Origin of the sequence: Acinetobacter sp. AS23 (genome assembly GCF_023612055.1) — a bacterium.
Classification (GTDB): Bacteria; Pseudomonadota; Gammaproteobacteria; order Pseudomonadales; family Moraxellaceae; genus Acinetobacter; species Acinetobacter oleivorans.
Window position 1 is genome coordinate 812,908 of sequence record NZ_CP082274.1, and the last position, 16,794, is coordinate 829,701.

Sequence of the window (16,794 nt, forward strand, 5' to 3'; positions counted from 1 at the left end):
ATGCCTGAAATACAAATTATTGCCAAGGATAGTCACGACACCTTGTCAACCATCAAGGGAACTTCCGCATCGCTTACAGAAGCATCGGTTGTATTGGTAAAAGTGGCTGCCAGTGATGTATTGGTAGTGAATAGGGAGGGAACCAATGCAGTCATTCGCCTTAAAAATGGCGAGACAATTGTTATTGAAGGCTTTTTTAGTGGAACAGCTGAGCCTAAAGATAACAGCCTTGTTTTTCAAGACGAAAATGGACAGTTAATCTGGGCAAAATTCAAAGATGCTGAAAATGATGCAGACGCGGACGCAGACGCGGATGCTGATGCCGACAGTGATGTTGAGCCACAAGCACTCGTAGCTGAAGATTTACCAGCTGCTTTACCAGCAGAGGCACCACAAGAGTTGGTGTCTGATGTCATTTATCAGCCTATTTCTTCAATTGAACCATTGCTTTATCACGATGGCGGCATAAACCCATGGCTGTGGGCTATCCCATTAGTTGCGGGTGGTATTATCGCAGCAGCATCGAACCATGATAGTAATAATGACTCTTCAACACCTACCGATACTACTCCACCAAATACAGATGGGGTAACTTTCTCTGTTAATTCAGTTACATCTGATAATGTACTTAATGCCTCAGAAGCAGCAGGTAATGTCACGATTACTGGTATTTTGAAAAACATTCCAGCAGATGCAGCAAATACTGTTGTGACCGTTGTAATCAATGGTGTGACTTATAATGCGATAGTAGATAAGGATGCGGGTACATGGAGTGTAAGTGTACCGGGTAGTGGTTTAAAAGCAGATCCAGATCAAACTATTGATGCTACTGTAACGTTTACAGATGCAGCAGGTAATAGCAGCACTGTTAAAGATACGCAAACTTATACAGTAGATACCACAGCGCCAAATGCACCAGTAATTGATCCGGTGAATGGGACAGACCCGATTACAGGTACAGCAGAACCTGGTTCAACAGTAACAGTGACTTATCCTGACGGTAGTACAGCAAGCGTTGTAGCAGGACCGGATGGTAGTTGGACTGTGCCAAACCCAGGTCTTAATGATGGTGATGAAGTTACGGCAGTTACAACAGATCCTGCAGGCAATACATCAGGACCTGCAACAGGTGTTGTGGATGCGCTTGCACCGACAGTCGCTCTTAATGATCTATTAACCAATGACAGCACACCAGCACTCACTGGTACAGTGAATGATCCGACTGCAACTGTGGTGGTGACTGTGGATGGTGTGAACTATCCAGCGACCAACAATGGTGACGGCACTTGGACCCTTGCAGACAATACACTGCCAGCATTAACAGACGGTCCACACACGATTACCGTGACTGCAACAGATGCAGCAGGCAATGTGGGTACGGATACTGCTGTGGTGACAGTGGATACCACTGCACCGAATGTGCCAGTGATTGACCCGGTTAACGGGACAGACCCGATTACAGGTACAGCAGAACCTGGTTCAACAGTAACAGTGACTTATCCTGACGGTAGTACAGCAAGCGTTGTAGCAGGACCGGATGGTAGTTGGACTGTGCCGAATCCAGGTCTTAATGATGGTGATGAAGTTACGGCAGTTACAACAGATCCTGCAGGCAATACATCAGGACCTGCAACAGGTATTGTGGATGCGCTTGCACCGACAGTCGCTCTTAATGATCTATTAACCAATGACAGTACACCGCCTTTAACAGGTACGGTAAGTGACCCAACTGCAACTGTGGTGGTGACAGTGGATGGTGTGAACTATCCAGCGACCAACAATGGTGACGGCACTTGGACCCTTGCAGACAATACACTGCCTGTATTAACAGACGGTCCACACACGATTACCGTGACTGCAACAGATGCAGCAGGCAATGTGGGTACGGATACTGCTGTGGTGACAGTGGATACCACTGCACCAAATGCACCGGTCCTTGATCCAATCAATGCGACTGATCCAGTAACAGGTACAGCAGAACCGGGTTCAACCGTGACTGTAAGCTTCCCTGACGGTACGACAGCAACTGTGGTTGCAGGTACAGACGGCAGCTGGTCAGTACCAAACCCAGGTGACTTGACGGATGGTCAAACGGTTACCGCAACAGCAACTGACCCTGCAGGCAATACTTCATTGCCAGGTTCAGGTGTGGTGTCTGCGGACATTACTGCACCTGTGGTTGCGCTCGATGATGTGTTGACCAATGACAGCACACCAGCACTCACTGGTACAGTGAATGATCCGACAGCAACTGTGGTGGTGACTGTGGATGGTGTGAACTATCCAGCGACCAACAATGGTGACGGCACTTGGACCCTTGCAGACAATACACTGCCAGCATTAACAGACGGTCCACACACGATTACCGTGACTGCAACAGATGCAGCAGGCAATGTGGGTACGGATACTGCTGTGGTGACAGTGGATACCACTGCACCAAATGCACCGGTCCTTGATCCAATCAATGCGACTGATCCAGTAACAGGTACAGCAGAACCGGGTTCAACCGTGACTGTAAGCTTCCCTGACGGTACGACAGCAACTGTGGTTGCAGGTACAGACGGCAGCTGGTCAGTACCAAACCCAGGTGACTTGACGGATGGTCAAACGGTTACCGCAACAGCAACTGACCCTGCAGGCAATACTTCATTGCCAGGTTCAGGCGTGGTGTCTGCGGACATTACTGCACCTGTGGTTGCGCTCGATGATGTGTTGACCAATGACAGCACACCAGCACTCACTGGTACAGTGAATGATCCGACAGCAACTGTGGTGGTGACTGTGGATGGTGTGAACTATCCAGCGACCAACAATGGTGACGGCACTTGGACCCTTGCAGACAATACACTGCCTGTATTAACAGACGGTCCACACACGATTACCGTGACTGCAACAGATGCAGCAGGCAATGTGGGTACGGATACTGCTGTGGTGACAGTGGATACCACTGCACCAAATGCACCGGTCCTTGATCCAATCAATGCGACTGATCCAGTAACAGGTACAGCAGAACCGGGTTCAACCGTGACTGTAAGCTTCCCTGACGGTACGACAGCAACTGTGGTTGCAGGTACAGACGGCAGCTGGTCAGTACCAAACCCAGGTGACTTGACGGATGGTCAAACGGTTACCGCAACAGCAACTGACCCTGCAGGCAATACTTCATTGCCAGGTTCAGGCGTGGTGTCTGCGGACATTACTGCACCTGTGGTTGCGCTCGATGATGTGTTGACCAATGACAGCACACCAGCACTCACTGGTACAGTGAATGATCCGACTGCAACTGTGGTGGTGACTGTGGATGGTGTGAACTATCCAGCGACCAACAATGGTGACGGCACTTGGACCCTTGCAGACAATACACTGCCAGCATTAACAGACGGTCCACACACGATTACCGTGACTGCAACAGATGCAGCAGGCAATGTGGGTACGGATACTGCTGTGGTGACAGTGGATACCACTGCACCAAATGCACCGGTCCTTGATCCAATCAATGCGACTGATCCAGTAACAGGTACAGCAGAACCGGGTTCAACCGTGACTGTAAGCTTCCCTGACGGTACGACAGCAACTGTGGTTGCAGGTACAGACGGCAGCTGGTCAGTACCAAACCCAGGTGACTTGACGGATGGTCAAACGGTTACCGCAACAGCAACTGACCCTGCAGGCAATACTTCATTGCCAGGTTCAGGTGTGGTGTCTGCGGACATTACTGCACCTGTGGTTGCGCTCGATGATGTGTTGACCAATGACAGCACACCAGCACTCACTGGTACAGTGAATGATCCGACAGCAACTGTGGTGGTGACTGTGGATGGTGTGAACTATCCAGCGACCAACAATGGTGACGGCACTTGGACCCTTGCAGACAATACACTGCCAGCATTAACAGACGGTCCACACACGATTACCGTGACTGCAACAGATGCAGCAGGCAATGTGGGTACGGATACTGCTGTGGTGACAGTGGATACCACTGCACCAAATGCACCGGTCCTTGATCCAATCAATGCGACTGATCCAGTAACAGGTACAGCAGAACCGGGTTCAACCGTGACTGTAAGCTTCCCTGACGGTACGACAGCAACTGTGGTTGCAGGTACAGACGGCAGCTGGTCAGTACCAAACCCAGGTGACTTGACGGATGGTCAAACGGTTACCGCAACAGCAACTGACCCTGCAGGCAATACTTCATTGCCAGGTTCAGGCGTGGTGTCTGCGGACATTACTGCACCTGTGGTTGCGCTCGATGATGTGTTGACCAATGACAGCACACCAGCACTCACTGGTACAGTGAATGATCCGACAGCAACTGTGGTGGTGACTGTGGATGGTGTGAACTATCCAGCGACCAACAATGGTGACGGCACTTGGACCCTTGCAGACAATACACTGCCAGCATTAACAGACGGTCCACACACGATTACCGTGACTGCAACAGATGCAGCAGGCAATGTGGGTACGGATACTGCTGTGGTGACAGTGGATACCACTGCACCAAATGCACCGGTCCTTGATCCAATCAATGCGACTGATCCAGTAACAGGTACAGCAGAACCGGGTTCAACCGTGACTGTAAGCTTCCCTGACGGTACGACAGCAACTGTGGTTGCAGGTACAGACGGCAGCTGGTCAGTACCAAACCCAGGTGACTTGACGGATGGTCAAACGGTTACCGCAACAGCAACTGACCCTGCAGGCAATACTTCATTGCCAGGTTCAGGCGTGGTGTCTGCGGACATTACTGCACCTGTGGTTGCGCTCGATGATGTGTTGACCAATGACAGCACACCAGCACTCACTGGTACAGTGAATGATCCGACAGCAACTGTGGTGGTGACTGTGGATGGTGTGAACTATCCAGCGACCAACAATGGTGACGGCACTTGGACCCTTGCAGACAATACACTGCCAGCATTAACAGACGGTCCACACACGATTACCGTGACTGCAACAGATGCAGCAGGCAATGTGGGTACGGATACTGCTGTGGTGACAGTGGATACCACTGCACCAAATGCACCGGTCCTTGATCCAATCAATGCGACTGATCCAGTAACAGGTACAGCAGAACCGGGTTCAACCGTGACTGTAAGCTTCCCTGACGGTACGACAGCAACTGTGGTTGCAGGTACAGACGGCAGCTGGTCAGTACCAAACCCAGGTGACTTGACGGATGGTCAAACGGTTACCGCAACAGCAACTGACCCTGCAGGCAATACTTCATTGCCAGGTTCAGGTGTGGTGTCTGCGGACATTACTGCACCTGTGGTTGCGCTCGATGATGTGTTGACCAATGACAGCACACCAGCACTCACTGGTACAGTGAATGATCCGACTGCAACTGTGGTGGTGACTGTGGATGGTGTGAACTATCCAGCGACCAACAATGGTGACGGCACTTGGACCCTTGCAGACAATACACTGCCAGCATTAACAGACGGTCCACACACGATTACCGTGACTGCAACAGATGCAGCAGGCAATGTGGGTACGGATACTGCTGTGGTGACAGTGGATACCACTGCACCAAATGCACCGGTCCTTGATCCAATCAATGCGACTGATCCAGTAACAGGTACAGCAGAACCGGGTTCAACCGTGACTGTAAGCTTCCCTGACGGTACGACAGCAACTGTGGTTGCAGGTACAGACGGCAGCTGGTCAGTACCAAACCCAGGTGACTTGACGGATGGTCAAACGGTTACCGCAACAGCAACTGACCCTGCAGGCAATACTTCATTGCCAGGTTCAGGCGTGGTGTCTGCGGACATTACTGCACCTGTGGTTGCGCTCGATGATGTGTTGACCAATGACAGCACACCAGCACTCACTGGTACAGTGAATGATCCGACAGCAACTGTGGTGGTGACTGTGGATGGTGTGAACTATCCAGCGACCAACAATGGTGACGGCACTTGGACCCTTGCAGACAATACACTGCCAGCATTAACAGACGGTCCACACACGATTACCGTGACTGCAACAGATGCAGCAGGCAATGTGGGTACGGATACTGCTGTGGTGACAGTGGATACCACTGCACCAAATGCACCGGTCCTTGATCCAATCAATGCGACTGATCCAGTAACAGGTACAGCAGAACCGGGTTCAACCGTGACTGTAAGCTTCCCTGACGGTACGACAGCAACTGTGGTTGCAGGTACAGACGGCAGCTGGTCAGTACCAAACCCAGGTGACTTGACGGATGGTCAAACGGTTACCGCAACAGCAACTGACCCTGCAGGCAATACTTCATTGCCAGGTTCAGGCGTGGTGTCTGCGGACATTACTGCACCTGTGGTTGCGCTCGATGATGTGTTGACCAATGACAGCACACCAGCACTCACTGGTACAGTGAATGATCCGACAGCAACTGTGGTGGTGACTGTGGATGGTGTGAACTATCCAGCGACCAACAATGGTGACGGCACTTGGACCCTTGCAGACAATACACTGCCTGTATTAACAGACGGTCCACACACGATTACCGTGACTGCAACAGATGCAGCAGGCAATGTGGGTACGGATACTGCTGTGGTGACAGTGGATACCACTGCACCAAATGCACCGGTCCTTGATCCAATCAATGCGACTGATCCAGTAACAGGTACAGCAGAACCGGGTTCAACCGTGACTGTAAGCTTCCCTGACGGTACGACAGCAACTGTGGTTGCAGGTACAGACGGCAGCTGGTCAGTACCAAACCCAGGTGACTTGACGGATGGTCAAACGGTTACCGCAACAGCAACTGACCCTGCAGGCAATACTTCATTGCCAGGTTCAGGCGTGGTGTCTGCGGACATTACTGCACCTGTGGTTGCGCTCGATGATGTGTTGACCAATGACAGCACACCAGCACTCACTGGTACAGTGAATGATCCGACTGCAACTGTGGTGGTGACTGTGGATGGTGTGAACTATCCAGCGACCAACAATGGTGACGGCACTTGGACCCTTGCAGACAATACACTGCCAGCATTAACAGACGGTCCACACACGATTACCGTGACTGCAACAGATGCAGCAGGCAATGTGGGTACGGATACTGCTGTGGTGACAGTGGATACCACTGCACCAAATGCACCGGTCCTTGATCCAATCAATGCGACTGATCCAGTAACAGGTACAGCAGAACCGGGTTCAACCGTGACTGTAAGCTTCCCTGACGGTACGACAGCAACTGTGGTTGCAGGTACAGACGGCAGCTGGTCAGTACCAAACCCAGGTGACTTGACGGATGGTCAAACGGTTACCGCAACAGCAACTGACCCTGCAGGCAATACTTCATTGCCAGGTTCAGGCGTGGTGTCTGCGGACATTACTGCACCTGTGGTTGCGCTCGATGATGTGTTGACCAATGACAGCACACCAGCACTCACTGGTACAGTGAATGATCCGACTGCAACTGTGGTGGTGACTGTGGATGGTGTGAACTATCCAGCGACCAACAATGGTGACGGCACTTGGACCCTTGCAGACAATACACTGCCAGCATTAACAGACGGTCCACACACGATTACCGTGACTGCAACAGATGCAGCAGGCAATGTGGGTACGGATACTGCTGTGGTGACAGTGGATACCACTGCACCAAATGCACCGGTCCTTGATCCAATCAATGCGACTGATCCAGTAACAGGTACAGCAGAACCGGGTTCAACCGTGACTGTAAGCTTCCCTGACGGTACGACAGCAACTGTGGTTGCAGGTACAGACGGCAGCTGGTCAGTACCAAACCCAGGTGACTTGACGGATGGTCAAACGGTTACCGCAACAGCAACTGACCCTGCAGGCAATACTTCATTGCCAGGTTCAGGCGTGGTGTCTGCGGACATTACTGCACCTGTGGTTGCGCTCGATGATGTGTTGACCAATGACAGCACACCAGCACTCACTGGTACAGTGAATGATCCGACAGCAACTGTGGTGGTGACTGTGGATGGTGTGAACTATCCAGCGACCAACAATGGTGACGGCACTTGGACCCTTGCAGACAATACACTGCCAGCATTAACAGACGGTCCACACACGATTACCGTGACTGCAACAGATGCAGCAGGCAATGTGGGTACGGATACTGCTGTGGTGACAGTGGATACCACTGCACCAAATGCACCGGTCCTTGATCCAATCAATGCGACTGATCCAGTAACAGGTACAGCAGAACCGGGTTCAACCGTGACTGTAAGCTTCCCTGACGGTACGACAGCAACTGTGGTTGCAGGTACAGACGGCAGCTGGTCAGTACCAAACCCAGGTGACTTGACGGATGGTCAAACGGTTACCGCAACAGCAACTGACCCTGCAGGCAATACTTCATTGCCAGGTTCAGGTGTGGTGTCTGCGGACATTACTGCACCTGTGGTTGCGCTCGATGATGTGTTGACCAATGACAGCACACCAGCACTCACTGGTACAGTGAATGATCCGACAGCAACTGTGGTGGTGACTGTGGATGGTGTGAACTATCCAGCGACCAACAATGGTGACGGCACTTGGACCCTTGCAGACAATACACTGCCAGCATTAACAGACGGTCCACACACGATTACCGTGACTGCAACAGATGCAGCAGGCAATGTGGGTACGGATACTGCTGTGGTGACAGTGGATACCACTGCACCAAATGCACCGGTCCTTGATCCAATCAATGCGACTGATCCAGTAACAGGTACAGCAGAACCGGGTTCAACCGTGACTGTAAGCTTCCCTGACGGTACGACAGCAACTGTGGTTGCAGGTACAGACGGCAGCTGGTCAGTACCAAACCCAGGTGACTTGACGGATGGTCAAACGGTTACCGCAACAGCAACTGACCCTGCAGGCAATACTTCATTGCCAGGTTCAGGCGTGGTGTCTGCGGACATTACTGCACCTGTGGTTGCGCTCGATGATGTGTTGACCAATGACAGCACACCAGCACTCACTGGTACAGTGAATGATCCGACAGCAACTGTGGTGGTGACTGTGGATGGTGTGAACTATCCAGCGACCAACAATGGTGACGGCACTTGGACCCTTGCAGACAATACACTGCCAGCATTAACAGACGGTCCACACACGATTACCGTGACTGCAACAGATGCAGCAGGCAATGTGGGTACGGATACTGCTGTGGTGACAGTGGATACCACTGCACCAAATGCACCGGTCCTTGATCCAATCAATGCGACTGATCCAGTAACAGGTACAGCAGAACCGGGTTCAACCGTGACTGTAAGCTTCCCTGACGGTACGACAGCAACTGTGGTTGCAGGTACAGACGGCAGCTGGTCAGTACCAAACCCAGGTGACTTGACGGATGGTCAAACGGTTACCGCAACAGCAACTGACCCTGCAGGCAATACTTCATTGCCAGGTTCAGGCGTGGTGTCTGCGGACATTACTGCACCTGTGGTTGCGCTCGATGATGTGTTGACCAATGACAGCACACCAGCACTCACTGGTACAGTGAATGATCCGACAGCAACTGTGGTGGTGACTGTGGATGGTGTGAACTATCCAGCGACCAACAATGGTGACGGCACTTGGACCCTTGCAGACAATACACTGCCAGCATTAACAGACGGTCCACACACGATTACCGTGACTGCAACAGATGCAGCAGGCAATGTGGGTACGGATACTGCTGTGGTGACAGTGGATACCACTGCACCAAATGCACCGGTCCTTGATCCAATCAATGCGACTGATCCAGTAACAGGTACAGCAGAACCGGGTTCAACCGTGACTGTAAGCTTCCCTGACGGTACGACAGCAACTGTGGTTGCAGGTACAGACGGCAGCTGGTCAGTACCAAACCCAGGTGACTTGACGGATGGTCAAACGGTTACCGCAACAGCAACTGACCCTGCAGGCAATACTTCATTGCCAGGTTCAGGCGTGGTGTCTGCGGACATTACTGCACCTGTGGTTGCGCTCGATGATGTGTTGACCAATGACAGCACACCAGCACTCACTGGTACAGTGAATGATCCGACTGCAACTGTGGTGGTGACTGTGGATGGTGTGAACTATCCAGCGACCAACAATGGTGACGGCACTTGGACCCTTGCAGACAATACACTGCCAGCATTAACAGACGGTCCACACACGATTACCGTGACTGCAACAGATGCAGCAGGCAATGTGGGTACGGATACTGCTGTGGTGACAGTGGATACCACTGCACCAAATGCACCGGTCCTTGATCCAATCAATGCGACTGATCCAGTAACAGGTACAGCAGAACCGGGTTCAACCGTGACTGTAAGCTTCCCTGACGGTACGACAGCAACTGTGGTTGCAGGTACAGACGGCAGCTGGTCAGTACCAAACCCAGGTGACTTGACGGATGGTCAAACGGTTACCGCAACAGCAACTGACCCTGCAGGCAATACTTCATTGCCAGGTTCAGGTGTGGTGTCTGCGGACATTACTGCACCTGTGGTTGCGCTCGATGATGTGTTGACCAATGACAGCACACCAGCACTCACTGGTACAGTGAATGATCCGACAGCAACTGTGGTGGTGACTGTGGATGGTGTGAACTATCCAGCGACCAACAATGGTGACGGCACTTGGACCCTTGCAGACAATACACTGCCAGCATTAACAGACGGTCCACACACGATTACCGTGACTGCAACAGATGCAGCAGGCAATGTGGGTACGGATACTGCTGTGGTGACAGTGGATACCACTGCACCAAATGCACCGGTCCTTGATCCAATCAATGCGACTGATCCAGTAACAGGTACAGCAGAACCGGGTTCAACCGTGACTGTAAGCTTCCCTGACGGTACGACAGCAACTGTGGTTGCAGGTACAGACGGCAGCTGGTCAGTACCAAACCCAGGTGACTTGACGGATGGTCAAACGGTTACCGCAACAGCAACTGACCCTGCAGGCAATACTTCATTGCCAGGTTCAGGCGTGGTGTCTGCGGACATTACTGCACCTGTGGTTGCGCTCGATGATGTGTTGACCAATGACAGCACACCAGCACTCACTGGTACAGTGAATGATCCGACAGCAACTGTGGTGGTGACTGTGGATGGTGTGAACTATCCAGCGACCAACAATGGTGACGGCACTTGGACCCTTGCAGACAATACACTGCCAGCATTAACAGACGGTCCACACACGATTACCGTGACTGCAACAGATGCAGCAGGCAATGTGGGTACGGATACTGCTGTGGTGACAGTGGATACCACTGCACCAAATGCACCGGTCCTTGATCCAATCAATGCGACTGATCCAGTAACAGGTACAGCAGAACCGGGTTCAACCGTGACTGTAAGCTTCCCTGACGGTACGACAGCAACTGTGGTTGCAGGTACAGACGGCAGCTGGTCAGTACCAAACCCAGGTGACTTGACGGATGGTCAAACGGTTACCGCAACAGCAACTGACCCTGCAGGCAATACTTCATTGCCAGGTTCAGGCGTGGTGTCTGCGGACATTACTGCACCTGTGGTTGCGCTCGATGATGTGTTGACCAATGACAGCACACCAGCACTCACTGGTACAGTGAATGATCCGACAGCAACTGTGGTGGTGACTGTGGATGGTGTGAACTATCCAGCCACCAACAATGGTGACGGTACCTGGACCCTTGCAGACAATACACTTCCAGTGTTGGCAGATGGCCCGCACACAGTGAGTGTGACTGCAACAGATGTAGCAGGTAACGTTTCAACGCCGGTAACAGGCACAGTGACTGTTGATGCAACAGCACCAACCCTTGCAATCACGACAGATGACCTTGCACTTGCGGCAGGTGAAGATGCCAACATCAGCTTCACGTTCAGTGAGGCGGTAGCAGGCTTTGATGCAAGCGACATCACAGTGGTAGGCGGTACATTGACTGGCCTGACTACGACTGACAACATCACCTGGACAGCAGTGTTCACACCAGATGGCACAGGCACAGCACCAAGCATTGCCGTGGCTGACGGTAGCTACACTGATGTCTTGGGTAACTTGGGTACAGGTGATGTACTTGATGGTACAGACGGCTTTATCGTTGACCTTGTTGCACCGGTTGTAAGCTTCCCGGATGTATCGACCAACGATACGACTCCTGCGTTGACTGGTACGATCGATGATCCTGCTGCGACTGTGGTAGTGACTGTGGATGGCGTGGATTACCCAGCCACCAACAATGGTGACGGTACCTGGACGCTTGCAGACAATACACTTCCAGTGTTGGCAGATGGCCCGCACACAGTGAGTGTGACTGCAACAGATGTAGCAGGTAACGTTTCAACGCCGGTAACAGGCACAGTGACTGTTGATGCAACAGCACCAACCCTTGCGATCACGACAGATGACCTTGCACTTGCGGCAGGTGAAGATGCCAACATCAGCTTCACGTTCAGTGAGGCGGTAGCAGGCTTTGATGCAAGCGACATCACAGTGGTAGGCGGTACATTGACTGGCCTGACTACGACTGACAACATCACCTGGACAGCAGTGTTCACACCAGATGGCACAGGCACAGCACCAAGCATTGCCGTGGCTGACGGTAGCTACACTGATGTCTTGGGTAACTTGGGTACAGGCGATGTACTTGATGGTACAGACGGCTTTATCGTTGACCTTGTTGCACCGGTCGTAAGCTTCCCGGATGTATCGACCAACGATACGACTCCTGCGTTGACCGGTACGATCGATGATCCTGCTGCGACTGTGGTAGTGACTGTGGATGGCGTGGATTACCCGGCAACCAACAATGGTGACGGTACTTGGACACTTGCAGACAATACACTTCCAGTGTTGGCAGATGGCCCGCACACAGTGAGCGTGACTGCAACGGATGTGGCAGGTAACGTTTCAACGCCGGTAACAGGCACAGTGACTGTTGATGCAACAGCACCAACCCTTGCAATCACGACAGATGACCTTGCACTTGCGGCAGGTGAAGATGCCAACATCAGCTTCACGTTCAGTGAGGCGGTAGCAGGCTTTGATGCAAGCGACATCACAGTGGTAGGCGGTACATTGACTGGCCTGACTACGACTGACAACATCACTTGGACAGCAGTGTTCACGCCAGATGGCACAGGCACAGCACCAAGCATTACCGTGGCTGATGGTAGCTACACCGATACAGTGGGCAACCCGGGTACAGGTGATGTACTTGATGGTACAGACGGCTTTATCGTTGACCTTGTTGCACCGGTTGTGAGCTTCACAGATGCATCTACCAATGACACGACTCCTGCATTGACCGGTACGATCGATGATCCTGCTGCGACTGTGGTAGTGACTGTGGATGGCGTGGATTACCCAGCCACCAACAATGGTGACGGTACCTGGACGCTTGCAGACAATACACTTCCAGTGTTGGCAGATGGCCCGCACACAGTGAGTGTGACTGCAACAGATGTAGCAGGTAACGTTTCAACGCCGGTAACAGGCACAGTGACTGTTGATGCAACAGCACCAACCCTTGCAATCACGACAGATGACCTTGCACTTGCGGCAGGTGAAGATGCCAACATCAGCTTCACGTTCAGTGAGGCGGTAGCAGGCTTTGATGCAAGCGACATCACAGTGGTAGGCGGTACATTGACTGGCCTGACTACGACTGACAACATCACCTGGACAGCAGTGTTCACACCAGATGGCACAGGCACAGCACCAAGCATTGCCGTGGCTGACGGTAGCTACACTGATGTCTTGGGTAACTTGGGTACAGGCGATGTACTTGATGGTACAGACGGCTTTATCGTTGACCTTGTTGCACCGGTTGTAAGCTTCCCGGATGTATCGACCAACGATACGACTCCTGCGTTGACTGGTACGATCGATGATCCTGCTGCGACTGTGGTGGTGACCGTAGATGGTATCAACTACAATGCGACCAACAATGGTGACGGTACCTGGACGCTTGCAGACAATACACTTCCAGTGTTGGCAGATGGCCCGCACACAGTGAGTGTGACTGCAACAGATGTGGCAGGTAACGTTTCAACGCCGGTAACAGGCACAGTGACTGTTGATGCAACAGCACCAACCCTTGCAATCACGACAGATGACCTTGCACTTGCGGCAGGTGAAGATGCCAACATCAGCTTCACGTTCAGTGAGGCGGTAGCAGGCTTTGATGCAAGCGACATCACAGTGGTAGGCGGTACATTGACTGGCCTGACTACGACTGACAACATCACCTGGACAGCAGTGTTCACACCAGATGGCACAGGCACAGCACCAAGCATTGCCGTGGCTGACGGTAGCTACACTGATGTCTTGGGTAACTTGGGTACAGGTGATGTACTTGATGGTACAGACGGCTTTATCGTTGACCTTGTTGCACCGGTCGTAAGCTTCCCGGATGTATCGACCAACGATACGACTCCTGCGTTGACCGGTACGATCGATGATCCTGCTGCGACTGTGGTAGTGACTGTGGATGGCGTGGATTACCCGGCAACCAACAATGGTGACGGTACTTGGACACTTGCAGACAATACACTTCCAGTGTTGGCAGATGGCCCGCACACAGTGAGCGTGACTGCAACGGATGTGGCAGGTAACGTTTCAACGCCGGTAACAGGCACAGTGACTGTTGATGCAACAGCACCAACCCTTGCGATCACGACAGATGACCTTGCACTTGCGGCAGGTGAAGATGCCAACATCAGCTTCACGTTCAGTGAGGCGGTAGCAGGCTTTGATGCAAGCGACATCACAGTGGTAGGCGGTACATTGACTGGCCTGACTACGACTGACAACATCACCTGGACAGCAGTGTTCACACCAGATGGCACAGGCACAGCACCAAGCATTGCCGTGGCTGACGGTAGCTACACTGATGTCTTGGGTAACTTGGGTACAGGCGATGTACTTGATGGTACAGACGGCTTTATCGTTGACCTTGTTGCACCGGTTGTAAGCTTCCCGGATGTATCGACCAACGATACGACTCCTGCGTTGACTGGTACGATCGATGATCCTGCTGCGACTGTGGTGGTGACCGTAGATGGTATCAACTACAATGCGACCAACAATGGTGACGGTACCTGGACGCTTGCAGACAATACACTTCCAGTGTTGGCAGATGGCCCGCACACAGTGAGCGTGACTGCAACGGATGTGGCAGGTAACGTTTCAACGCCGGTAACAGGCACAGTGACTGTTGATGCAACAGCACCAACCCTTGCAATCACGACAGATGACCTTGCACTTGCGGCAGGTGAAGATGCCAACATCAGCTTCACGTTCAGTGAGGCGGTAGCAGGCTTTGATGCAAGCGACATCACAGTGGTAGGCGGTACATTGACTGGCCTGACTACGACTGACAACATCACCTGGACAGCAGTGTTCACACCAGATGGCACAGGCACAGCACCAAGCATTGCCGTGGCTGATGGTAGCTACACTGATGTCTTGGGTAACTTGGGTACAGGCGATGTACTTGATGGTACAGACGGCTTTATCGTTGACCTTGTTGCACCGGTCGTAAGCTTCCCGGATGTATCGACCAACGATACGACTCCTGCGTTGACTGGTACGATCGATGATCCTGCTGCGACTGTGGTGGTGACCGTAGATGGTATCAACTACAATGCGACCAACAATGGTGACGGTACCTGGACGCTTGCAGACAATACACTTCCAGTGTTGGCAGATGGCCCGCACACAGTGAGCGTGACTGCAACAGATGTAGCAGGTAACGTTTCAACGCCGGTAACAGGCACAGTGACTGTTGATGCAACAGCACCAACCCTTGCAATCACGACAGATGACCTTGCACTTGCGGCAGGTGAAGATGCCAACATCAGCTTCACGTTCAGTGAGGCGGTAGCAGGCTTTGATGCAAGCGACATCACAGTGGTAGGCGGTACATTGACTGGCCTGACTACGACTGACAACATCACCTGGACAGCAGTGTTCACACCAGATGGCACAGGCACAGCACCAAGCATTGCCGTGGCTGACGGTAGCTACACTGATGTCTTGGGTAACTTGGGTACAGGCGATGTACTTGATGGTACAGACGGCTTTATCGTTGACCTTGTTGCACCGGTCGTAAGCTTCCCGGATGTATCGACCAACGATACGACTCCTGCGTTGACCGGTACGATCGATGATCCTGCTGCGACTGTGGTAGTGACTGTGGATGGTATCAACTACAATGCGACCAACAATGGTGACGGTACCTGGACGCTTGCAGACAATACACTTCCAGTGTTGGCAGATGGCCCGCACACAGTGAGCGTGACTGCAACAGATGTAGCAGGTAACGTTTCAACGCCGGTAACAGGCACAGTGACTGTTGATGCAACAGCACCAACCCTTGCAATCACGACAGATGACCTTGCACTTGCGGCAGGTGAAGATGCCAACATCAGCTTCACGTTCAGTGAGGCGGTAGCAGGCTTTGATGCAAGCGACATCACAGTGGTAGGCGGTACATTGACTGGCCTGACTACGACTGACAACATCACCTGGACAGCAGTGTTCACACCAGATGGCACAGGCACAGCACCAAGCATTGCCGTGGCTGACGGTAGCTACACTGATGTCTTGGGTAACTTGGGTACAGGCGATGTACTTGATGGTACAGACGGCTTTATCGTTGACCTTGTTGCACCGGTTGTAAGCTTCCCGGATGTATCGACCAACGATACGACTCCTGCGTTGACTGGTACGATCGATGATCCTGCTGCGACTGTGGTAGTGACTGTGGATGGCGTGGATTACCCGGCAACCAACAATGGTGACGGTACTTGGACACTTGCAGACAATACACTTCCAGTGTTGGCAGATGGCCCGCACACAGTGAGCGTGACTGCA

Annotated in this window: 1 protein-coding gene (only partly in view); it reads left to right on the forward strand. The window is 52.4% G+C overall.

What is annotated here, in order from left to right; genetic code table 11:
* Nucleotides 1–16,794: the 5' portion of a BapA/Bap/LapF family large adhesin gene (locus K6I41_RS03960; RefSeq protein ID WP_250375238.1), read on the forward strand. It continues 11,169 nt past the right edge of the window; 16,794 of the gene's 27,963 nt are visible here — the first part of the coding sequence; the start codon lies at nt 1–3; its stop codon lies beyond the right edge, outside the window.